This is a genomic window from Micromonospora sp. GCM10011541, assembly GCF_042650725.1.
Classification (GTDB): Bacteria; Actinomycetota; Actinomycetes; order Mycobacteriales; family Micromonosporaceae; genus Micromonospora; species Micromonospora sicca.
This window is the reverse complement of record NZ_JBHSBP010000025.1, coordinates 117,906-139,071: the sequence shown is the minus strand read 5'-3', so window position 1 is coordinate 139,071 and position 21,166 is coordinate 117,906. Positions and strand designations below refer to the sequence as shown.

The 21,166-nt window shown below is 72.5% G+C and carries 22 protein-coding genes and 1 pseudogene; 10 read left to right on the top strand and 13 right to left on the bottom strand.

Annotated elements, in window-relative coordinates; translation table 11 throughout:
* The first annotated feature begins 5 nt into the window (after positions 1-5).
* A complete protein-coding gene (gene xylB / locus ACFOYX_RS10350; protein ID WP_322443623.1) occupies positions 6-1,466 on the top strand; it encodes a xylulokinase in 1,461 nt (486 codons plus the stop codon).
* Between the two features lie 64 nt (positions 1,467-1,530).
* A complete protein-coding gene (locus ACFOYX_RS10345) occupies positions 1,531-2,943 on the top strand; it encodes an MFS transporter (RefSeq protein ID WP_109805818.1) in 1,413 nt (470 codons plus the stop codon).
* Positions 2,944-3,030: 87 nt separating this feature from the next.
* Here ACFOYX_RS10345 and ACFOYX_RS10340 read toward each other — a convergent pair whose 3' ends face one another.
* The 5 genes from ACFOYX_RS10340 to ACFOYX_RS10320 form a co-directional block, all read right to left on the bottom strand.
* Positions 3,031-4,686, bottom strand: a complete 1,656-nt coding sequence (locus tag ACFOYX_RS10340; RefSeq protein ID WP_322443641.1) for a glycoside hydrolase family 13 protein — start codon at positions 4,684-4,686, stop codon at positions 3,031-3,033.
* A gap of 81 nt (positions 4,687-4,767) precedes the next feature.
* Positions 4,768-5,841, bottom strand: coding sequence for a LacI family DNA-binding transcriptional regulator (locus tag ACFOYX_RS10335; RefSeq protein WP_322443622.1), 1,074 nt, complete (start codon positions 5,839-5,841; stop codon positions 4,768-4,770).
* 60 nt (positions 5,842-5,901) lie between these two features.
* Positions 5,902-6,864, bottom strand: coding sequence for a carbohydrate ABC transporter permease (locus tag ACFOYX_RS10330; RefSeq protein WP_109805821.1), 963 nt, complete (start codon positions 6,862-6,864; stop codon positions 5,902-5,904).
* 1 nt (position 6,865) lies between these two features.
* Complete coding sequence (locus ACFOYX_RS10325; RefSeq protein ID WP_109805822.1) at positions 6,866-7,915, bottom strand: carbohydrate ABC transporter permease; 1,050 nt, start codon at positions 7,913-7,915, stop codon at positions 6,866-6,868.
* Positions 7,916-7,987: 72 nt separating this feature from the next.
* Positions 7,988-9,331: an ABC transporter substrate-binding protein gene (locus ACFOYX_RS10320; protein ID WP_322441590.1), complete on the bottom strand. Its 1,344-nt coding sequence runs from the start codon at positions 9,329-9,331 to the stop codon at positions 7,988-7,990.
* A gap of 261 nt (positions 9,332-9,592) precedes the next feature.
* Between ACFOYX_RS10320 and ACFOYX_RS10315 the strand changes: the two genes are divergently transcribed.
* On the top strand, positions 9,593-10,366 hold the full coding sequence (locus ACFOYX_RS10315) for a peptidoglycan DD-metalloendopeptidase family protein (protein ID WP_322441589.1): 774 nt from the start codon (positions 9,593-9,595) through the stop codon (positions 10,364-10,366).
* Between the two features lie 155 nt (positions 10,367-10,521).
* Here ACFOYX_RS10315 and ACFOYX_RS10310 read toward each other — a convergent pair whose 3' ends face one another.
* From ACFOYX_RS10310 to ACFOYX_RS10295, 4 genes and pseudogenes are all read right to left on the bottom strand, one after another.
* A complete protein-coding gene (locus ACFOYX_RS10310) occupies positions 10,522-10,668 on the bottom strand; it encodes a GPGG-motif small membrane protein (RefSeq protein WP_201750034.1) in 147 nt (48 codons plus the stop codon).
* Positions 10,659-11,437 (bottom strand): annotated as a pseudogene (locus ACFOYX_RS10305) (metallophosphoesterase). The gene ACFOYX_RS10310 and the pseudogene ACFOYX_RS10305 overlap by 10 nt, the downstream one beginning before the upstream one ends.
* 10 nt (positions 11,438-11,447) lie before the next feature.
* Positions 11,448-11,717: a hypothetical protein gene (locus tag ACFOYX_RS10300; RefSeq protein ID WP_109805826.1), complete on the bottom strand. Its 270-nt coding sequence runs from the start codon at positions 11,715-11,717 to the stop codon at positions 11,448-11,450.
* Positions 11,714-12,331: a nucleotidyltransferase gene (locus ACFOYX_RS10295; RefSeq protein WP_336636228.1), complete on the bottom strand. Its 618-nt coding sequence runs from the start codon at positions 12,329-12,331 to the stop codon at positions 11,714-11,716. The genes ACFOYX_RS10300 and ACFOYX_RS10295 overlap by 4 nt, the downstream gene beginning before the upstream one ends.
* A 119-nt stretch (positions 12,332-12,450) precedes the next feature.
* On the opposite strand from ACFOYX_RS10295, the gene ACFOYX_RS10290 reads away from it, so the two are divergent.
* On the top strand, positions 12,451-13,179 hold the full coding sequence (locus ACFOYX_RS10290; RefSeq protein WP_322441588.1) for a dTMP kinase: 729 nt from the start codon (positions 12,451-12,453) through the stop codon (positions 13,177-13,179).
* On the opposite strand, the gene ACFOYX_RS10285 is transcribed toward ACFOYX_RS10290, so the two are convergent.
* Complete coding sequence (locus ACFOYX_RS10285; protein ID WP_322441587.1) at positions 13,164-13,853, bottom strand: SDR family oxidoreductase; 690 nt, start codon at positions 13,851-13,853, stop codon at positions 13,164-13,166. The genes ACFOYX_RS10290 and ACFOYX_RS10285 overlap by 16 nt on opposite strands.
* Positions 13,854-14,162: 309 nt before the next feature.
* Between ACFOYX_RS10285 and ACFOYX_RS10280 the strand changes: the two genes are divergently transcribed.
* The 3 genes from ACFOYX_RS10280 to ACFOYX_RS10270 all read left to right on the top strand — a co-directional run bounded on the left by ACFOYX_RS10280 (position 14,163) and on the right by ACFOYX_RS10270 (position 17,468).
* On the top strand, positions 14,163-15,077 hold the full coding sequence (locus ACFOYX_RS10280) for a MurR/RpiR family transcriptional regulator (RefSeq protein WP_109804932.1): 915 nt from the start codon (positions 14,163-14,165) through the stop codon (positions 15,075-15,077).
* Positions 15,074-16,021 (top strand): N-acetylmuramic acid 6-phosphate etherase, encoded by a 948-nt coding sequence (gene murQ / locus ACFOYX_RS10275; RefSeq protein WP_322441586.1) that lies wholly within the window; start codon positions 15,074-15,076, stop codon positions 16,019-16,021. The genes ACFOYX_RS10280 and murQ overlap by 4 nt, the downstream gene beginning before the upstream one ends.
* Before the next feature lie 457 nt (positions 16,022-16,478).
* Positions 16,479-17,468: a sigma-70 family RNA polymerase sigma factor gene (locus ACFOYX_RS10270; RefSeq protein ID WP_322441601.1), complete on the top strand. Its 990-nt coding sequence runs from the start codon at positions 16,479-16,481 to the stop codon at positions 17,466-17,468.
* An 86-nt stretch (positions 17,469-17,554) separates the two neighbouring features.
* Here the strand turns inward: ACFOYX_RS10270 and ACFOYX_RS10265 are convergent, their stop codons facing one another.
* A complete protein-coding gene (locus ACFOYX_RS10265) occupies positions 17,555-18,523 on the bottom strand; it encodes an NlpC/P60 family protein (RefSeq protein ID WP_322441585.1) in 969 nt (322 codons plus the stop codon).
* Between the two features lie 502 nt (positions 18,524-19,025).
* Between ACFOYX_RS10265 and ACFOYX_RS10260 the strand changes: the two genes are divergently transcribed.
* Positions 19,026-19,553 (top strand): DUF6232 family protein, encoded by a 528-nt coding sequence (locus tag ACFOYX_RS10260; protein WP_109804927.1) that lies wholly within the window; start codon positions 19,026-19,028, stop codon positions 19,551-19,553.
* 57 nt (positions 19,554-19,610) lie between these two features.
* Here ACFOYX_RS10260 and ACFOYX_RS10255 read toward each other — a convergent pair whose 3' ends face one another.
* Positions 19,611-19,937 (bottom strand): DUF3817 domain-containing protein, encoded by a 327-nt coding sequence (locus ACFOYX_RS10255; RefSeq protein ID WP_109804926.1) that lies wholly within the window; start codon positions 19,935-19,937, stop codon positions 19,611-19,613.
* A 25-nt stretch (positions 19,938-19,962) separates the two neighbouring features.
* Complete coding sequence (locus ACFOYX_RS10250) at positions 19,963-20,376, bottom strand: hypothetical protein (RefSeq protein ID WP_322441584.1); 414 nt, start codon at positions 20,374-20,376, stop codon at positions 19,963-19,965.
* A 121-nt stretch (positions 20,377-20,497) separates the two neighbouring features.
* Here ACFOYX_RS10250 and ACFOYX_RS10245 point away from each other — a divergent pair, with 121 nt between their 5' ends.
* Complete coding sequence (locus tag ACFOYX_RS10245; RefSeq protein WP_109804924.1) at positions 20,498-20,812, top strand: DUF6158 family protein; 315 nt, start codon at positions 20,498-20,500, stop codon at positions 20,810-20,812.
* Entirely contained in the window at positions 20,812-21,141 is a 330-nt protein-coding gene (locus ACFOYX_RS10240) for a hypothetical protein (RefSeq protein ID WP_322441583.1), read from the top strand. Before ACFOYX_RS10245 ends, ACFOYX_RS10240 begins: the two co-directional genes overlap by 1 nt.
* The last annotated feature ends 25 nt before the right edge of the window (positions 21,142-21,166 follow it).

The window sequence follows — 21,166 nt, the reverse complement described above, 5'->3', positions numbered from 1 at the left end:
CCGGCATGCCGCTCGTCGCCGGGGTCGACTCGTCCACCCAGTCCTGCAAGGTCGTCATCCGGGACGCGGAGACCGGCGCGCTGGTCCGGCAGGGCCGCGCGCCGCACCCGGACGGCACCGAGGTCGACCCGCGGGCCTGGTGGGACGCCCTGCGCGCGGCCGTCGAGGCCGCCGGCGGGCTGGCCGACGTCGCCGCCGTCTCGGTCGCCGGCCAGCAGCACGGCATGGTCTGCCTGGACGAGGCGGGGGAGGTGGTCCGGCCGGCGCTGCTGTGGAACGACACCCGGTCCGCCGACGCCGCCCGGGACCTGGTCGAGGAGGCCGGCGGCGACGGGACCGGCCGCCGGTTCTGGGCCGAGGCGACGGGCAGCGTGCCGGTGGCCAGCTTCACCGCCACGAAACTGCGGTGGCTGGCCCGGCACGAGCCGGCGAACGCGGACCGGGTGGCGGCGGTCTGCCTGCCGCACGACTGGCTCACCTGGCGGCTGGCCGGCGCCCCCGAGCTGACCGCCCTGCGCACCGACCGGGGCGACGCCAGCGGCACCGGCTACTGGTCGCCACGGACCGGTGAGTACCGCCTCGACCTGCTGGAACGGGCCTTCGGCCGGCGCGTGCGGGTGCCGGCCGTGCTCGGGCCGGCGGACCCGGCGGGGGTGCTCGACCCGGCGGCGCTGGGCGGCGGCGCGGGGGCCGGCGCCGCCGGCGTGCTGCTCGGGCCGGGCACCGGGGACAACGCCGCCGCGGCCCTCGGCGTCGGGGCCGGCCCGGGCGACATCGTGGTGTCCGTCGGCACCTCCGGCACGGTCTTCGCGGTGGCCGACGCCCCGGCCGCCGACCCGACGGGCGCGGTGGCCGGGTTCGCCGACGCCACCGGACGGTTCCTGCCGCTGGTCTGCACGCTCAACGCGGCCCGGGTGCTGGACGCCGCCGCCGGGATGCTCCGGGTCGGGCTGGACGAGCTGGCCGAGCTGGCGCTGGCCGCCCCGCCGGGCGCGGACGGGCTGGTCATGGTGCCTTACCTGGAGGGGGAGCGGACCCCGAACCGGCCGCTGGCCACCGGCTCGGTGCACGGGCTGACCCTGCCCAACGCCACCGCCGGCCACCTGGCCCGGGCCGCGGTCGAGGGGATGCTCTGCGCGCTCGCCGACGGCCTCGACGCGCTGACCGCCCAGGGCGCGCGGGCCGACCGGGTCGTCCTGGTGGGCGGCGGCGCCCGGTCGGCGGCGGTCCGCCGGATCGCGCCGCAGGTCTTCGGCTGCCCGGTGGTCGTGCCGCCGCCCGGGGAGTACGTCGCCGACGGCGCCGCCCGCCAGGCCGCCTGGATCGCCCTGGGCGGCGCGGCGCCACCCGAGTGGCCGTTCGCCGACACCCGGGAGTACGCCGCCGACCCGGTGCCCGCCGTCCGTGCCCGCTACGCGCAGGCCCGCGAACGCACCGTCGACCGGCTCGGCGGACCGGAGGAGTGACCCGCCCGCCGCCCCGGTGGGGGTCGTCACCGGGCCGTGATCTGCTCCTGGTTTGCTGCCCGACGTGAGCGGCACAAAGATCGCCCGGCGCGGGAACGCGGCCCACCGCCTCTACAGCGTGGTGGTCTTCGTGGTCCTCGCCTCGCTGGACAACGTGGCGATCGGGCTGGTGCCGCCGCTGTACGGGCCGATCTCCGGCGCGCTCGGGGTCCCGCAACGGCTGCTCGGCCTGGTCACCGCGGTGAGCTTCCTGGTCAGCGCGGTGGCCGCGGTCGGCTGGGCGTACGTCGGGGACCGGACCAACCGCAAGCCGCTGCTCATGGTCGGCACGCTGATCTGGGCGGCCGGCACCGGCGGCGGCGCGCTGGCGCAGAACTACCCGACGTTCCTCGCCGCTCAACTCGTCGCCGCGGTCGGGCTGGGGGCGGTCGGCTCGGTCGGCTTCTCCGTGGTCACCGACCTGATCTCGCCCCGCCGCCGGGGCCTGGTGATGAGCTTCTGGGGACTGTCCCAGGGCGTCGGCACCCTGGCCGGCACGCTGACCGGCGGGATCCTCGGCGCCACCGACTGGCGGCGGCCGTTCCTGGTGCTCACGGTGGTCGGGCTGGCCGCCACCGTCGCCTACCTGTTCACGTACGACATCCGGCGCGGGCAGAGCGAGCCGGAGCTGGCCGAGGCGCTCGAGGCCGGCGCCGACTACGACTACCGGATCACCCGGGCCGACCTGCCGCGGATCCTGGCCCGGCGGACCAACCGGTGGCTGATCCTGCAGGGGCTCACCGCGCAGGCCGCGTTCGGTTCGCTGGTCTGGCTGCCGGTGCTCTTCGCCCAGCGGGCCGAGGCGCAGGGCTATTCGACGGCCACCGCCGTGGTGGTGGGCAGCGTCTTCGCCACCCTGTTCCAGCTCGGCGGGGTCCTCTCCATCGTGGGCGGCCTGGTCGGCGACGCGCTGCAACGGCGTACGCCGAGCGGCCGGGCCCTGGTCGCGGCGGTCGGCATCCTCGCGGCCGTGCCGTTCTACCTGGTCCTGTTCTTCGTGCCGATCCGGATCGACGTGCCGGACGGCGCCGGCTCCGGCGCGGTGGTCGCCGCCGTGCTGGCCAGCGTGGTCACCGAGCCCACGGTCGGGCTGAGCCTGCTGACCGCGGTGGTCGCGCTCGCGCTCACCTCGGCCAACTCGCCGAACTGGTTCGCGCTGATCGCCGACGTCAACCCGCCCGAGCACCGGGGCACCGTCTACAGCCTGGGCAACCTGGTCAACGGGGTCGGGCGGGCGGCCGGCAACGGGCTGGTCGGGGTGGCCTTCGCCGGGCTGCGCGCGGCCTTCCCGCCGCCGCTGAACTACGCCGTCGGGCTGGCCGCCTTCCAGCTCTTCTTCATCCCCACCGGCGTCATGTACTGGCTCGCCGCGCGCACCTCACCCGGCGACATCGAGTCGGTGCACGGCCTCCTGCACGCCCGCGCCGACCGCCTCTGACCGCCAGACGAAACGAGGCGGTGCGTCCAGGAACGGACCGGCCCGCCGGCGCCGCTGTGAGGCGGCGGCCGACGGGCCGGGTGGTGGTCAGGCGCGGACCCAGACCGTCGCGTCGGTCGGGACCCGCCCGTCGTCGTCCAGCGGGGCGCTGCAGTGGAGCACCTCGCCGGCCGGGGCCGGGACGGCGGCCGGGCCGAAGTTGGTCAGCACGGTCAGGGCGCCGTTGCGGAAGGCGAGCACCTCGTCGCCGGTGGAGAGCCACTTCAGCGGGCCCCGGGCCAGCCCGTGCTCGCGCCGCAGCCGCAGCGCGGTCCGGTACAGCTCGTACGTCGAGCCGGGCACCCCGCGCTGCCGGTCCAAGGCGTACTCGGCCCAGCTCGGGGGCTGTGGCAGCCAGCTCGCGTCGGTCGGTCCGAAGCCGTACGACGGGGCGTCGGCCTCCCACGGGATCGGCACCCGGCAGCCGTCCCGGCCGCGCTCGGTGTGCCCGCTGCGCTCCCAGGTCGGGTCCTGCCGGGCCTCGTCGGGGAGCGTGGTGTGCTCCGGCAGCCCCAGCTCCTCGCCCTGGTAGAGGTAGGCGGAGCCGGGCAGGGCGAGCATCAGCAGACTGGCCGCCCGGGCCCGGCGCAGGCCGAGCGCGGCGTCGGGCTGCGGGTCGCCGATGCCGATGCCGTTCGGCCGCGGCGCGCCGATCGGCAGCGCGAGCCGGGAGGCGTGCCGCACCACGTCGTGGTTGGAGAGCACCCAGGTGGTGGGGGCGCCGACCGCGTCGGTGGCCTCCAGCGAGCGGGTGATCACCGCGTACTGGGCCGGGGCGGTCCAGGCGGCGAGCAGGTACTCGAAGTTGAACGCCTGGTGCATCTCGTCCGGACGGACGTAGTGGGCCAGCCGCTCGGCCGGCTCCACCCACGCCTCGGCGACCAGGATCCGCTCCCCGCCGTACGAGTCGAGCAGCCGCCGCCACTCCCGGTAGATCTCGTGCACGCCGTCCTGGTCCCACATCGGCGGGCGGGGCTTGTCCACCTCCTGGCCGGAGAGGATCTCGTGCGGCTCCTGCCAGTCGGCCAGGTCGGCTTGCTTGATCAGCCCGTGGGCCACGTCCACCCGGAAGCCGTCGACGCCCCGGTCCAGCCAGAACCGGAGGATGTCCAGGAACTCGGCGCGGACGTCCGGGCTGTCCCAGTTGAGGTCGGGCTGGCCGGTGTCGAAGAGGTGCAGGTACCACTGCCCGTCGGGCACCCGGGTCCACGCCGGCCCGCCGAAGACGCTCTGCCAGTCGTTCGGCGGCTCGGCGCCCTGCGGTCCCTTGCCGTCCCGGAAGACGTACCGCTGCCGCTCCGGACTGCCCGGCCCGGCGGCCAGCGCCGCCTGGAACCAGCGGTGTGCGGACGAGGTGTGGTTCGGCACCAGGTCGACGATGACCCGCAGGCCGTGTGCCTTCGCCTCGGCGATCATCTTGTCCGCGTCGGCGAGGGTGCCGAAGAGCGGGTCGACGTCCCGGTAGTCGGCCACGTCGTACCCGGCGTCGGCCTGCGGGGACGGGTAGAACGGCGACAGCCAGACCGCGTCGACGCCCAGCTCGGCGAGGTGACCGAGGCGGGCGGTGATGCCGGGGAGGTCGCCGATGCCGTCGCCGTCGGAGTCGGCGAAGGAACGCGGGTAGATCTGGTAGATGACGGCCTCGGTCCACCAGCCGGTGGCCGGGCCGCCGGCCGTTTCCTGCTGCGTCACGTCGGTGTTCAGAGCCTTCTCCCCTTGTGTCGAACCGTGCCGCCCGGTGGTCGGACGGTTGCTGCCCTGCCGTCCGCGGGACGGCCGAATTCTTCAGTTTGCCCCGGGCGGGGCGGTCGACTCCCGCACGACCAGCCGAGTGGGCAGGATCACTGGCGGCGCCGGCGAGTTGCCGGGGGCGTCGCCGCCGCGCGGCGCCGGCAGGCGCCCGGCGTACGGCTCGACGGTGCGGGCGCCGAGCGGGTCGAGCAGGATCCGCGCGGCGAGCAGGCCCTGCTCCGCCGCCGGCTGCGCGATGGTGCTCAGCCCGAGCACCTTGGCCAGGTCGTGGTCGTCGATGCCGATCACGCTGACGTCCTGCGGCACCCGGAGCCCGGCGTCCCGCAGGGCGGTCATCGCGCCCATCGCCATCTCGTCGCAGGCCGCGAAGATGGCGGTCGGCGGTTCGCCCCGGGCCAGCAGCTCGGCGGTGGCCCGGTTGCCGCCGTCGATGGTGAACTGCGACTCCACGTCCAGACTGGGGTCGGGGCGGATCCCGGCCGCGCGCAGCGCCGCCTGGTAGCCCAGCCGCCGGTCCAGGTGGGTGGTGAAGGCCAGCTCGTCGTCCGGGTCGCCGGAGATGTGCGCGATCCGGGTGTGGCCGAGGTCGAGCAGGTGCCGGGTGGCGGTCCGCGCGGCGGCCACGTCGTCGATGCGTACGCAGGGCCAGCCGGGCATCACCGTGCCGGAGCTGATGGTGACGCCGGGCAGGTTCAGCGCGGCCAGCGCGGTCACCTCCGGCGGGCGCAATGGCGTGGCGACCAGGATGACCGCGTCCACCCGCTTGTGCAGGCTGGCCGTGCGCAGCACCCGCTGCCGGGTCTGCTCCCGGCCGCCGAGGTTGTAGAGCAGCAGGTCGTAGCCGGACTCGTGGAGGAATTCCTCGACCGCCTCGACGACCGTGCCGAAGAACCACCGGGTGATCCGGGGGACCACCACGGCCACGGTGCCGGTCTTCCCGCCGGCCAACCGGGACGCGTTCGGGGAGACCGCGTACTGGAGCTGCTCGGCGGCGGCGAGGACCCGGCGCCGGGTCGCGGCCGAGACGGTCGGGAGACCGCGCAGCGCCCGCGAGACGGTGGCCGTGGAGACCCCGGCCAGGCGGGCGACGTCGTCAATCTTGGTCATCGTTCCCCCGCTCCATCCGCGCCCGCCGCCGCCGGGGACCGGCGGCGGCGGACCGACGGGTCAGCCCTTGACGCTGCCGGCGAGCAGGCCGCGCACGAAGTAGCGCTGGAGGGACAGGAAGACGGTCAGCGGTACGACGATCGACACGAACGCGCCGGCCGTCAGCCGCTGCCACTCGTTGCCCCGGGTGCCGGCCATCTCGGCCAGCCGGACGGTGAGCGGGGCGGTCTCGTCGCCGCCCCCGGCGAAGATCAGCGCGACCAGCAGGTCGTTCCAGACCCAGAGGAACTGGAAGATGCCGAAGGCCGCCAGGGCCGGGGTGACCAGCGGCAGGACGATGGTGCGGAAGATCTTGGGGTGGGTGGCCCCGTCGACCCGGGCCGCCTCCATCAGGTCCCTGGGCAGCTGCGAGATGAAGTTGTGCAGCAGGAAGACGGCGAACGGGAGCGCGAAGCAGGTGTGCGCGAACCACACCTGGGCGAACTTCTGCTCGTCGACCAAGCCCCAGGCGGGGAGCACGGTGACCCCCGCGACGGTGACGCCGGTGGAGAAGAACTTCAGCAGCGGCACCAGGGCCATCTGCAGCGGCACGATCTGCAACGCGAAGATCGCGATGTAGAGCCAGTCCCGACCCTTGAAGTTGATCCAGGCCAGCGCGTACGCGGCCAGCGACGCGAAGGCGAGCGGGAAGAGCACCGACGGGATGGTGATCGCCAGCGAGTTGATGAAGTAGCTGGCGAGCTGGCCGGACGAGGAGGAGGTGCTGAAGAGCACCTGCTGGTAGTTGTCCAGAGTGAACTGCGGGTTGGTGAAGAACGTCCACCAGCCGGTGGTCTTGATCTCGTTCTCCGGCCGGACCGACGAGATCAGCAGGCCGAAGGTGGGGATGGTCCAGACCAGCGCGATGACGATCGAGACGAGCGTGGCCGTACGGCTGTTCAGCCGCTTGCGGACGCGGGCGGCGCGGGTGGTCTTCTCGGTGGCCTGGGTGCCGGCCGGAACGGTGGGCGTGGCGGTGGTCATCTCAGCCCTCCCGCTGCTGACGCAGGTTGCGGATCTGGTAGATCACGATCGGGATGACCAGGACGAAGAGGAAGACCGCCAGGGCCGAACCCTGGCCGTTCTCGCCGTACCGGAACGCGTGGTTGTACATCTCGGTCGCGATGACGCTGGTGTCGTAGTTGCCGTTGGTCGCGGTCCGGACGATGTCGAAGACCTTGAGCGTGGCGATCGAGAGCGTCACCACCACCACGATCAGCGCCGGCCGGATGCTCGGCATGGTGATCCGCCAGAACATCTGCCACGGGGTGACCCCGTCGAGCCTGGCGGCCTCGACGATGTCCGCCGGGATGGCCTTGATCGCGGCGGAGAGCACCACCATGGCGAAGCCGGCCTGGATCCAGACCATGATCACGATGAGCAGAAAGGTGTTCAGCGGCGATTCGAGCAGCCACTGCTTGGGCTCTCCGCCGAGGCCGACGACGATCTGGTTGAGCAGACCGATCTGCTCCTGACCGTCGCCTCGGTAGGCGTAGACGAACTTCCAGATGATGGTGGCGCCGACGAACGAGATGGCCATCGGCAGGAAGATCAGGGACTTGGCGACCGCCTCGAACCGGGCCTTGTCCACCAGCACGGCGTAGAGCAGGCCGAAGGCGGTGGCCACCAGCGGGACCAGGAGCACCCAGATCAGGGTGTTCACCAGGACCCGGATGATCGAGCCCTCGGAGAACATCCAGCCGTAGTTGCGCAGGCCCACCCAGTCGTTGCTGCCTCTATCCATGAAGGAGAGCAGCGTGGTGCGGATCGCCGGCACCACCAGCCCGATCGTGAGCAGCAGCAGCGTCGGCAGCAGGAAGAAGAGCGCGAAGAGCCCCTCCCGCTCCTTGCGCCGGCGGGGCAGCGGGGTGCCGCTCGCCGAGGCGGCGATCAGCTGAGCCTCGCGACGGCGGGCGAACCAGGCCGGCACCGCGTCGAGGAGCAGGAGCAGGCCGCCCACCACCGCGACGAAAGCGATCAGCCCGTACATCAGCATGAGGAACTTGGGCTGTTCCTCCGCGAAGTCGAACTCCATCGACCCTCCTTCAAGGGTTCGGTCGGGGACGGTGGTCCGGCCCGCGCGAGCGGGCCGGACCACCGTCTCAGATCACTTCGGCCAGCTGCTTTCGATGCCCTGGAGCACCGTGGCGGTGTCCTTGCCGTTGATCCAGTCGACCATGCCCTTCCAGAAGGTGCCCGCGCCGACCGCGGCCGGCATCAGGTCCGAGCCGTCGAAGCGGAAGACGGTCTTCGGGTCCTGCAGGATCTGGACGGAGAGCTTGTCCACCGGGTTCGGCACGTTGTTGATGTCGAGCTTGTTGTTCGCCGACAGCCAGTCGCCGATCTTGGCGCGGCTGTTGACGTACTCGCCGGAGGCCAGGTAGGTCTGCACCGCCTGGACCTCGGGACGGTCGGCGAACGCCGAGACGAACTCGCCGGCACCCAGCACCGGCTTGCCCTTGGCGGGGTCGACGGCCGGGAAGTAGAACGCGAAGACGTCGCCGTCCTCGGCCACCTTGGTGCCCTGCGGCCACTGGTTGGCGTAGAAGGACGCCTGGCGGTGCAGGGCGCACTTGCCGGTGGTGATCGGCGTGCCGGCCTCCTGGAAGGAGGTGGTGGCGATGCTCTTCACGCCGCCGAAGCCGCCGTTGACGTACTTCTCGTTCTTGAGGATGGTGCCGGCCTTGTCGAGCGCCTCGGCGACCTTCGGGTCGTTGAACGGGATGCCGTGGGTGGTCCACTGGTCGTAGACCTCGGGGGTCTGCGTCCGCAGCATCAGGTCTTCGATCCAGTCGGTGGCCGGCCAGCCGGTGGCGTCACCGGACTCGATGCCCGCGCACCACGGCTTGGTGCCGCTCGCCGCGATCTGGTCGCTGAGCTTGATCAGGTCGTCCCAGGTGGTGGGGACCTGCCAGCCCTTCTCCTTGAAGGTCTTCGGCGAGTACCACACGTAGGACTTCACGTTGGAGCCCAGCGGAACGCCGTAGAGCTTGCCGTCCACGGTGCTGTACTTCAGCCAGTCGGGGGTGAAGTTCTGCTCGGCCAACGCCTTGGTGTCGGCGCCGACCGCCTTGATCTTGCCCGAGTCGACGAACCGCTTGAGCAGACCCGGCTGCGGGATGAAGGCCAGGTCGGGGGCGTTGCCGCCGTCGACCCGGACACCCAGCTGGGCCTCGAACTCGCCGCTGCCCTCGTGGTCGATATCGATGCCGGTGCAGTCCTCGAACTGCTTCCAGGACTGATCGAGGCGGTCGGCCTCGATGTCCCGGATCGACGAGTAGATCGTCACCTTCTTGCCGTCGTGGCCCTGGTACTTCTCGTATGCGGCGCACTCGGGGGAGCTCGCCTTGTCGCTCTTCTTGTCGTTGCCGGTGCCGCAGGCGGTGGCGCCGAGCGCCAGCCCCAGTACGCCGGCGATCGCGAGAGCCTGGCGTGATCTGGCAAACGCCATGCCGATCTCCTTCCTTGCCGGCGCGTGGGGGAACCGAACCCGCGCCGGTCCGATGGTCGTCCCCACATGTAAGCGCTTGCATCAGCCCGAGTCCACCCCCTGCCGGACACGGCCCGGTAACAATCCCGAAACCCGCTCACCGGCCGTGGGCGCGCTCCCACCAACCGCACTTTCCGGCCCGCTCCGGCCCCTTCCCATCGATGCAAGTTTCTGTCACGCTGAACCGATCGGATCGAAGGATTTCGACATAGGAGGTGCTGGATGCGTAGACGGTGGTTCAGCCTCGTGGCGGCCGGCCTGTTGGTCGCGGCGACCCTGCTGCCCGCGGCCCCGGCGATGGCCGCGCCCACCTTCAAGGTGCCCTTCCCCTGCGGCCAGTCCTGGTCTGGGCAGACCCGCTCCGACCACAGCCCGGCGTACGCGATCGACTTCAACCGCACCGACGACCTGGGCGACCCCGTGGTGGCCAGCGCGCCGGGCACGGTCGACCGGGTCACCGACCTCGGCGGCACCAGCTATGGCAAGTACATCCGGATCGACCACGGCGGTGGGTACACCACGTACTACGCCCACCTCAACGGCTTCAACGTCTCGGTCGGCCAGAGCATCGGCTACGGCAAGGTCATCGGCTGGGTGGGCAGCACCGGCGGCTCCACCGGCCCGCACCTGCACTACGAGCAGCGGCTCAACGGCAACGACATCCAGGCCCGGTTCAACGGCACGCTCGCGCTCTACTGGGGCACCAAGACGTACACCAGCGACAACAACTGCTCCTCGACCACCGCCACCGGGACGGTGAACACCGCCGGCGCGGACCTGACCGTCCGCTCCGGGCCGGGCACCGGCTACAGCGCGGTCGGCTCGGTCGCCGACGGCACCACGGTGACCATCTACTGCCAGACCTCCGGCACCACGGTCACCGGCACGTACGGCACCAGCTCGATCTGGGACCGGATCGGCACCGGCCGGTACGTCTCCGACGCGTACGTGCAGACCGGCTACGACGGCTACATTCCGAACGTCCCCCGCTGCTGACCTGCGGGCCGGCCGGACCCGGGCTCGGGCCGGATCCGGGACAGCCCGCCGGACCGCACGACGCCGGGGTCGTCGTGCCCGGTTGCTCCGGTCTGGGAGGACGGAGCACCGGACCCGACGACCCCGGCGGGTCAGGGATGGTGCGGAACCGGCGTCTAATTGTTGAAGATGCTGACGCCACCCGGGCCGACCAGCAGGCCGACCACGATGAGGACGATGCCCCACAGGATCTGCCGGCGGAACAGCGCGAGGATGCCGGCGACCACGAGTACGACTGCGATAATCCAGAGAATCAGCTCCATGGCCGCTGAATACCCGGCCATCCGACCCAGGAAACCTGGGTCACCCGACCAGATGATCTCCCAGGTGGAAGATGCTGTACGCCTGTTTGATCACGGGGTGGGCGACGTTGCGGACCCGCACCCCGCCCGGGGTGGTGCCCCGCTCCGTGCCGTGGTGGGCGTGCCCGTGCAGGGCCAGCGCGGTCGGCGCCGAGTCGATCGCCTGGCCCAGCTGGTAGCAGCCGAGGAACGGGTAGATCTCCAGCGGCTCGCCGGCTAGCGTGTCCGGCACGGGGGAGTAGTGGGTGAGCGCGACCAGCAGGTCGCACTCCAGCCCGCGCAGCGCCTCGGCGAGCGCCTCCGCGCTCTCGTTGGTGGTCCGGACGAACGACTTCATCTCGGGCTCGCCGAAGTCGCTGGCGCACCGCCCGGCGAAGCCCCCGCCGAAGCCCTTCACCCCGGCCACGCCGAGCCGCCCGCCGGCACACTCCACCACCGTCCCGGTCCCCTCCAGCACGGTGATTCCGACGTCCTCCAGCACCTTCACCACCTGCGGCACCTGGTCGCACTGGTGGTCGTGGTTGCCGAGCACGGTGATCACCGGCACCCCGAGATTGCCGAACTCCTGCGCCACGCAACGCGCCTCGGACTCGGTCCCGTGCCGGGTCAGATCGCCGGCGAGCAGCAGCACGTCGGCGCAGCCGGGCAACTCCTCCAGGGCCGGCCGGAACCGACCGACCACGTCCTCGTCCAGGTGCACGTCGCCGACGGCGGCGATCCGGATCACGATCCCACCTCCCTCACGGCAGCTCTTCGGCCTGGGTGGGCGCCTGCGCCCGGATCACCCCGATGTCGCTGGTGATCGGGAGGTCGGGAAACCGCTCGGCCACCCGGCGCAGGATCTCCTCGCGCCGGTGCGGGCTCTCCACCTCGCCGTAGAGGACCAGGCCCCGCTCGCGGTGGACCACGGTGATCCCCTGCTCGGCGACGGCCGGATCCTCGGCCAGCAGCCGGTGGATCTCCGCCTCGACGTACTCGTCGGGCGGCGCGCCGCCGTGCTCCTCGGTCACGGTGTCTCCCTTCCTCCGGGTGTGCCGTCGTGCGGCAGCACGTCCAGCCGGTCGAGCAGCACCAGGAACGCCTCCGCGTACGGCGAGTGCTGCGTCTCCTTCCGTACCCGCTCCCAGTCGATCTGTTCCCGCAGCGAGCGGGCGAGCGGCAGGGCCCGGGCGAAGTCGCAGTAGTGCTGCGAGAAGCTGAGCAGCTTGTGCACCATGAGCTGGCTCGCGGAGAGCACCGGCATGTGGATCGCGTCGACCGGGCGCACGATGGTGTCGGCGAACGTCTCCTCGGTGACCGGGGTCTCGATCGGCCGGTGGATGAGGTCCACCATCCGACCCTCGTCGTAGACCTTGACCAGCCAGTCCTCGGGCGGGCGCTCGGCGGTAAAGCCGGCCGCGACCAGGGCCTCCAGGGCCCGGTCCACGTCCTGCTCTCGGAGCAGGAAGTCGACGTCGTGGTCGCTGGAGTGGCCGCCGTGGGCGTACACGGCGAAGCTGCCGCCCAGGGCGAACGGGATCTCGGACTGCTTGAGCACGGCGGCGACCTTCTTCAGCGTGTGGACCAGGGTCTCGTCCCCGCGCTCGGCCATCTGGGTCTCCCGTCGTCGTCTCGGCGTGGGAATGAAGTTGCGTACCCGGCAATCCGGTCGGCCACACCTGGCCGTGACACGGTGTGGCGTCGACGGGCACGGGAAGGGACAAATCACCGAGGGGCGAGCGCGGGTCGGATAGCCTCGGGAAGGTGGGCGGATCACTGCGGGCGTGGCGCGGCAGGGCCCGACTCCGTACGGTCGCCCTGATCGGCATCGATGGGTCGGGCAAGACCACCCAGGCGCACCGGCTCGCGGAGGCGCTCAGCGCGGCCGGCCACCCGGCCACCTACCATCGCAACGCCGGCGGCCGGCGGTGGCTCGGCCGGCTCGCCCACCGGGTCGGGCGTCCGGACGCCCAGCGGCTCGTCGGGCGGAACGGGATGCTCGCGATCGAGTCCGCGCTCCGCTGGCTCGCCATCGCCCTCGCCCTGTTGAGCTGCCTGATCACCGGCCGAACCGCGGTGATGGACCGCTACTCCGCCTGCCAGTACGCGAGCATCCGGGCGCACGGTGGTCAGCGGTGGGAGCGGTTGGCCCGGGCCGGCTACCGGCTCTTCCCGGCCCCGCGGGTGACCTTCCTGCTGACCGTGGACCCGGCCGAGGCGTACCGGCGGATCGAACGGCGGGGCACCGACCACGAGAGCATGCGCTGGCTCACCGCCGCCGCCATCGCGTACCGGACGTTGCCCGAGTATCCGAGCTTCGTGGTGGTCGACGCGGGCGGCTCCCCGGAGGAGGTCTCCCGTCGGATCCGGGCCCACCTCACCGAGTGGCTGCCGGCGACCCCGCCGGCCGACCCCGGCACCGCGCCGCCGGCCGGCCCGCCGTCGAACGGCGCGGCGCCGGCCGGTCCGGTGAGGGCTCAGGCCCGGCCGTAGACCGGGATGCTCGCGCCGCTGGTCGGCGCCGACTCGTCGGAGGCCAGGAAGCGGATCACCGCGGCGATCTCGGCCGGGGAGACCCAGCGCCGGTGGTCGGCGTCGGGCTGAGCGGCGCGATTCGCCGGGGTGTCGATCACGCTGGGCAGCACCGTGTTGCAGCGGACCCCGCGCGGCCGGTACTCCACCGCCACCGCGTTGGCGAAGGCCAGCACGGCGGCCTTGGCGGTGGCGTAGCCCGCCGCGCCGGGGAAGGGGGCCACGGCGGCCCGGGCCGAGACACAGACCACCGCGCCGCCGCCGGCCGCGACCAGGTGCGGCAGCGCCGCCTGGGTGACCAGGTACGTCGGGCGCAGGTTGATCCGGAGCATCCGGTCGAACTCCTCGACCGGGGTCTCGTGCACCAGCCCGCCGCTGGCGTACCCGCCGACGAGATTGACCACGGCGCGCAGCGGCGCGGCGGGGTCGGCCGCGGCCAGCTCGACGGCCCGGGCGGCCCCGGCGGGTTCGAGCAGGTCCGCGGTGAGCCGGACCGGTCCGGCCCCCGCCGGCTCCGTCGCCGCGCCCTCACGCTCCGGTACGACCACTCGCCAGCCGGCCCGGAGGAAGGCGGCGGTGACCGCCCCGCCCAGCCCACCCGTGCCTCCGGTGACCAGCACACTGCGCTCCGCCATGGCCACACGCTAGCCGTCTGCCGCGTCCGGCCGGGGCCCGGGGCGGGCGGGTTCCGACCGGCCCGCGCGCCGGCCGGTGGGCCGTCGCGTCGCGATCCGGGTGGGCCGGGCGCCCCACTCCGTGACCTGCGCCGGGTCGCCATGGCGGCCCGCCGACCGGCCGGCACGGTGGAGTCGGCCGGTCCGGAGGAGGCGGCGGGGCTGGGGGAATGGCACCCTTGCCGCGGGGCCGCCACGACGAGCGCGGTACTTTTCCGGATACGCGTGGTGATGGTTGACGCTCACGCCTCATGAAAGTAAGTTTCATCCGTGGCGAAGAGTCCGAAGATTTCTGCGAGTCACGAGCCAGGTGGACTGATCGTCCACATCAGTGGCCTGCTCCCGTCGCTGTCCCCGGCCGAACAGCGGGTCGCCCGGCTGGTCGTCGCCGACCCGGCGGACGCCGCCCGGCGCACCATCACCGACCTCGCCACCGCCGCCGAGACCTCCGAGGCGACCGTCATCCGGTTCTGCCGGTCGGTGGGCATGGACGGCTACCCGCAGCTGCGGATCCGGCTCGCCGCCGAGGCGGCCCGCCGGATCGAGCCGCCGGACGCCCGGGTGGTCGGCGGCGACATCCCGCCCGGCGCCGACCTCGCGCAGATCATCGCGACCATCGCGTTCAACGACGCACGGGCCGTCGAGGAAACCGCCGAACAGCTCGACCCGGCCATCTGCGAGCAGGTCGTCGAGGCGATCGGCGGAGCCGGCCGGATCGACGTGTACGGCGCCGGCGCCAGCGGCTTCGTCGCCTCCGACTTCCAGCAGAAGCTGCACCGCATCGGCCGGACCGCCTTCTACTTCCCCGACGTGCACACCGCCCTCACCTCGGCGGCCCTGCTCGGCCGGGGCGACGTCGCGGTCGGCATCTCGCACACCGGCACCACCTCCGATGTGATCGAGGTGCTGGAGCAGGCGCGGGCGCGGGGCGCCACCACGGTGGCCCTGACCAACTTCCCCCGGTCACCGATCACCGAGGTGGCCGACTTCGTGCTCACCACCGCGGCCCGGGAGACCACCTACCGCTCCGGCGCGATGGCCAGTCGACTGGCCCAGCTCACCGTGGTCGACTGCCTCTTCGTCGGGGTGGCGGCGCGCAACCGGGCCCGGGCGAAGAAGGCCCTGGAGGCGACCGCGGAGGCGGTCAAGTCGCACCGGGTGGGCGCGACGCGGAGGCGCGGATGACCGCCGGCCGGGTGGAGCGCGACGAGTTGTCCGCGGTCCGGCCGGTGGTGCGCGTCGGCGCACCGACCGAGCGACGCAACCCGCACAGCGTCGACCTCGACCTGATGTCGACCCGGGACGTGCTCACCGTCATCAACGACGCGGACCGCCGGGTCCCGGCCGCGGTGGCCGCCGTCCTCGACGAGATCGCGGAGACCGTCGACCTGGCGGTCGCGGCGCTGCGCGGCGGGCACCGGGTGCACTACTTCGGCGCCGGCACCTCCGGGCGGCTGGGCGTCCTGGACGCGGCCGAGCTGGCCCCCACCTTCAACTCGCCGCAGCACTGGTTCTGCTCCCACCTGGCCGGCGGCCCGGACGCGATGTGGCGTGCCGTCGAGGACGCCGAGGACGACGACCGGGCCGGCGCCGCCGAGGCCGCCGAGTGCGTACGCCCCGGCGACCTGGTGGTCGGACTTGCCGCCAGCGGGCGCACCCCGTACGTCCTCGGGGCGCTCGCCGCGTCCCGGGCGCAGGGGGCCGGGACCGTGCTGCTCTGCGCCAATCCGGAGGCCGAGGCCGCCTCGTCGGTGGACGTCTTCATCGGCGTGGACACCGGACCGGAGGTCGTCACCGGGTCGACCCGGATGAAGGCGGGCACCGCGCAGAAGTTGGTGCTCAACACGTTCTCCACCGCCGTGATGGTGCGACTCGGCCGGGTCTACTCCAACCTGATGATCGACATGGTGGCCACCAACGCCAAACTCCGCGGCCGGATGATCTCGATCCTGATGGAGGCCACCGGCTGCGCCGAGGAGGTCTGCCGGCGGGCGCTGCACGAGGCCGACGGCGACCTGAAGACCGCCCTCGTCTCCCTCGTCTCCGGCGCCGAGGTCTCCGCCGCCCGGGCCGCCCTGGCCCGCTCCGCCGACCAGGTCCGCGGCGCGCTGGCCCTGCTCGCCTCCTGACCCGGCCCGCGCCCCGCCCCCGGCCCACCCGGCCCGCTCCCGGTGCGACGCGCGTCACGCCGCGTTCCGGGACGTCTTTCGCGCTGCGGATTGTTCATCGAGGGGTGGGGTAATCCTCACCCGTGGTTGAACCGACCGGTCCACCGACGCGTGTCCGGCAGTGACCAGGATCGCATCAAGGCGGTGACGCGGGTCGCTGTGTTCATGGAATTCGCAATGGTGCGATTTCGTGGACGCACGACGATTCCGCTGATCCGTCGCTTCGTTCCCGGAGCGGCGACCGAGCCGATCGACCGGGTCCTGACAGCAAACATGGACCGGGCTCTCAGCTACTACTCAGGCATTCGTGACACTTTCGACTCACGACATGGAATCCCCGACACGTCTCATCTGTTGTGTAGGTGTCAGCGCCGGTGGGCACAGCGGAAGTTACGGGGGAGGGCTGATGGACGTGGGGATGGCAAGGAACCGGGCAACCGGCGCGAGCGAGGGGACCGTGGGCACCGTGGACAAGAACATCGGCATGCGAACCGACGAGGTTGCCGAGGAGCGCGACCTGGTCGGCGTCTACCTGCACGAGATCTCCCGTACGCCGCTGCTGGACGCCGCCAAGGAGGTCGACCTCTCGAAGGCGATCGAGGCCGGCCTCTACGCCGAGCACCTGCTCGGGGAGGACCGCGTACCGGACGGCGTCGACCGGGAGGACCTGGAGCGGCTGGTCGCCGACGGTGAGCGGGCGAAGGACCTCTTCATCCGCGCGAACCTGCGACTGGTCGTGTCGATCGCCCGACGCTACGTGCGGTCCGGGATGCCCATGCTGGACCTGATCCAGGAGGGCAACACCGGTCTGGTCCGGGCGGTCGAGAAGTTCGACTACGAGCGCGGCTACAAGTTCTCCACCTACGCCACCTGGTGGATCCGCCAGGCGATCAGCCGGGCGATCGCCCAGCAGGAGCGCACCGTGCGGCTGCCCGTGCACCTGGTGGAGGACGTCAACCGGATGCGTAACGTGGCCCGGCAGCTCACCCGCGAGCTGGGCAGCGACCCGGAGCCGGAGCAGATCGCGGCCGCCCTCGGCGTCACCGTCGAGCGGGTCAACGAGCTGCGCCGCTGGTCGCAGGACACCGTCTCGCTGGACACCCCGGTCGGCGACGACGGCGACACCAACCTCGGCGACCTGGTCGCCGACAGTGACGCCCCGTCGCCGGAGGACATCGTCCTCAGCGGCCTGGAGCGGCAGCGGATCGAGGGGCTGCTCAACCACCTCGACGACCGGTCGGCCGGCATCATGCGGGCCCGGTACGGCCTCGAGGACGGTCGCGAGCACTCGCTGACCGAGGTGGCGTCGCGCTTCTCGCTCTCCCGGGAGCGGATCCGCCAGCTGGAGATCCAGGCCCTCGGCCGGCTCCGTGAGCTGGCTCGGGCCGAGGGGCTGCAGGCGGCCTGACCTGGTAGTAACGGACAACACGAACGGCCGGCGTCCGATAGGGGGACGCCGGCCGTTCGCCGTCTCGTAAGTCGGTGCGCGTCGGGTCAGCGCACCCGACCGTATCCCTGGATGGGCATCATGTTCATGTCCCGCTTGAGGACGTTGCGGCCGGCGCTCGGCGCGTCGATCGCCTGGCCGCCGCCGACGTAGAGGGAGACGTGGCCCAATCCCTCGTAGAAGATCAGGTCGCCGGGTTGCAGTGAGCTGCGGCTGATGCGCGAGGTGGCGTCCCACTGCATCGCCGCGTTGTGCGGCAGCGACTTCCCGGCCGCCCGCCACGAGGCCAGCGTCAGCCCGGAGCAGTCGTACCCGTCGGGGCCGTCGGCCCCCCAGACGTACGGCTTGCCGATCGCCCCGTACGCGTATCGCACCGCCACCCCGGCCGAGCCGGAGATCGCCGGCGCGCTCGCCGCAGAGGTCGATCTGGTAGGCGCCTCGGTGGCCCGCCCGTACGCCTGCCGGCGCAGCTCGTAGAGGCGGTCCAGGTCGGCCTGGATCTTCTTCTTGCCCGCGGCGAGCTGCTTCGCCTGGGCGGCCTCCCGGGCCAGCGTGGCGTCCAGTCGGGTCTTCTCGTCGATCAGCTTGCGTTGGTTGGCGGTGAAGCCGGCGATCGTCGCCTGGTGCTGCCGGGTCAACTGGTCCAGCGTGCCCAGCCGGTCCGGCAGCGAGCTGACCGAGCCCCGGTCCAGCAGGGCCTGGGCCGTCCGCAGCCCACCGGTCTTGTACGCGGTGACGGCGATCTCGCCGACGTCGGCGCGGCTCCGCTCGGCCCGCGCCTGCAACGGGCCGATCCTGGCCTGCAGGCCGGCCGCGGTGGCCTTGTTGGCCTTGATCTCCTCGTTGAGCTTGTTGTAGGACTCGACGATTCGCTCCAGCTCAGTCGAGGACTTCTCGATCTGCTTCGTCAGCTCGGCGGGGGTGGGCTCGGCCCGAGCCACCGACGCCGGGGCGATGAGCGCGGCCGAGAGGCCGGCGACCGCCAACGAGCGCAGCAGGATCCGTAAGGACGACAAGAGCGGAAGGCTCCTCTCCCACGGTCGCCGGGCCGGCGTTGCGCCCGGACGACACCGGCCCGGGGCCATCCGGGTGGATGGCGGTCGACCGGTCCGGCCCGGACAACCTAACCCGGGACGGGAGTCACCCGCAGTTGAAGCAGGGGCGAATGTTGGCAAAGTGTCAGGAAGTACTGCTGGGTCGGGTTACGCTTCGTGACCGCTTCGCCCGCCAGCCGTCGCCATCCCGTACCGGTCCGCGTGCTCCGCGCGGTTCGGGTGATTCGTCGTTCTGGGCGGATGTCGTCAGGGGCCGCTCCGCAAAATCATGACAAAGACCGAAATGGATCCTGTTTGTCGGCATCCCCCGCCCGCCGTGGCGCCCCGAGGACGCGGAAAACAGCAGGTCCGGGTGGCGCGGCCGCAACACAATGAAGCGCGGAGCCGGGAATCCCGTCGGACGGCATCGGCACAGCTCACCGGCGGCGCAGACAGCCCGGCGCGCCAGCCCTGGGAGGACGCCGTGCAGACCGATGGCTCCGCCACCCACCCGCCCCGCTCGCCCAAGCCGACGGGCGTCACCCCGACCCTGCTCTACGCGCGACCCGGCATCGTCGTCACCGGCGAGCGCTTCACCGTCGGCCGGAACAGCTGGCCGATCGCCGAACTGACCCAGCTCCGGACCAGTCGCGGCCCGCACGACCGGCTCGCCGTCCGCGCCGTCGTCGTCACCGCGGCCATGATCGGCGGCGTCGGGGTGCTGCTCGGCTTCACCGGCGGGCTGCAGCGGCTCACCGCCGGGGCGTACCTGACGTTGGGGACCGTCGGCCTGCTGCCGCTGGCGCTGGTGCTGCTCGGCGACCGCTGGCGGCCGCCCGCGTACGAGCTGTGGGGCCGACACCGCGGCACCGAGGTGCTGCTGTTCAGCAGCGACGACGAGCGGCAGTTCGGCCAGGTGACCCGGGCGCTGCAACGGGCCCGCGAGGGCGCCCGCCACGGCGGGTGGAGCGATCCGCTCGCCGCCGCCGACCCGTGGCGGCCGAACCGCTGACCGCCACGCCCGAACCGCTGACCGCCGGGCCGGCCGCCGACCCCCCCGGCCCGGTGGTCAGCCGGCGACCGGCTCCGGCGTCCGGGGCCGCTCGGCGGTCAGCCAGCGGCTGACCCGGCGCTCCGCGTAGAACGAGACGAACGGCACCGTGCCGGCGAGCATCACCAGCAGCATTCGCTTCAGCGGCCAGTCGGCCCGGCGGGACAGGTCGAACGTGGCGGCCAGATAGAGCATGTACAGCCAGCCGTGCGCGGTGCCGACCACCGCCACCACGGTCGGGTTGTCGAAGCCGTACTTCAGCGGCATGCCGATCAGGACCAGCACCGCCAGCGCCACGCCCACGATCCAGGCGATCACGCGGTACCGGGTAAGGGCTCCGCCCACCGTCGTCCGTCCTTCCACGCCGGCCTCAGCCGGGATAGTCACCGGGCCGCGCGCCCGGGTTGGCGTTCAACCATGACAGGTAGTGGTTGTACTCGGCGAGCTCGCCGTCCTCGGCCCCGTCGGCGGGCACCGGCACCCGGCTCACCCGCACCGGCCGGCGTACCCCCGGGGTGGCCGCGGCCGGGTCGGAGCCGGCGGTCGCCGGCGGCGCGGTCGGCCGGTCGGCATCGGTGCCCCGCAGCGTGTGCCGCACCTCACGCCACCAGAGGAAGACCACGAAGCCGGCGAAGACCGGCCACTCGATCGCGTACCCGAAGCTGAGCGTGTTGCCCGAGGCGGCCCGGGTGACCTGCCACCAGCCCAGGCCGAGAAAGCCCACCACCAGCACGACCATGGCCACGTGGCGGGCGATCCACGCCGGTGTCCAGAGCCGCTTCATGCCCCCGAGCGTACCGGGGCCACCCGCCCTCTCCGACGCGGTGTCGTAGTCGGTGGGGTTTGGTGGCATCCCGGCTGGGCATCCGTCTAGACGCCAGCCCGAACGAGACGAGGGGGCGACGATGACCGAATCAGTACGCCGGACCGGTGACGCCAGCCCGGAGCAGCGGCTGCCGGAGTGGGACGGCGACCACGTCAGGAACGCGGCGACCGCCGACGTCGACGGCGAGTTGCTCGGGGTGGACCCCTCCGAGCTGGGCGATGAGGACCTGATCCGGGAGATGCAGAGCCTGCACCGCACCCGGCTGGACACCCTGCGGCACGCGGCCGACTCCGCCCTCGCCCACCACCTGCGCCGCACGGCGGAGCTGGAGACCGAGTACCTCGCCCGGCACCCGGGCCGCGAGGTCGACCCGAGCCGGCTGCGGGACGTCTGATGGGGGCGCACGTCGAACGCGGCATGTCCGCGCCGCCCGAGGTGGTCTTCAACACGGCCATCGACCCGGACCGTGCCGCCGCCTGGCTGCCCGAGCCGCTGCGGCAGGACGGCGACCGGCGGCCGGAGGTGATCAGCATCGAGCAGATGCGGGCCCGGTGGTGCAGCGACTCCGCGCCCGGCTGGTCGGCCGAGATCCAGGTGGAGGCGGCCGACGCCGGCGGCGCCCGGGTCCGGCTGGACCTGGCCGGCGGGGACACCGACGAGCTGGCCGACGAGACCCTGACCAACCTCGCCCGCGAGGTGGCCGACAACCTGACCGCCGGCTGAGCCGGGCGATGACGAACCGAGGAGA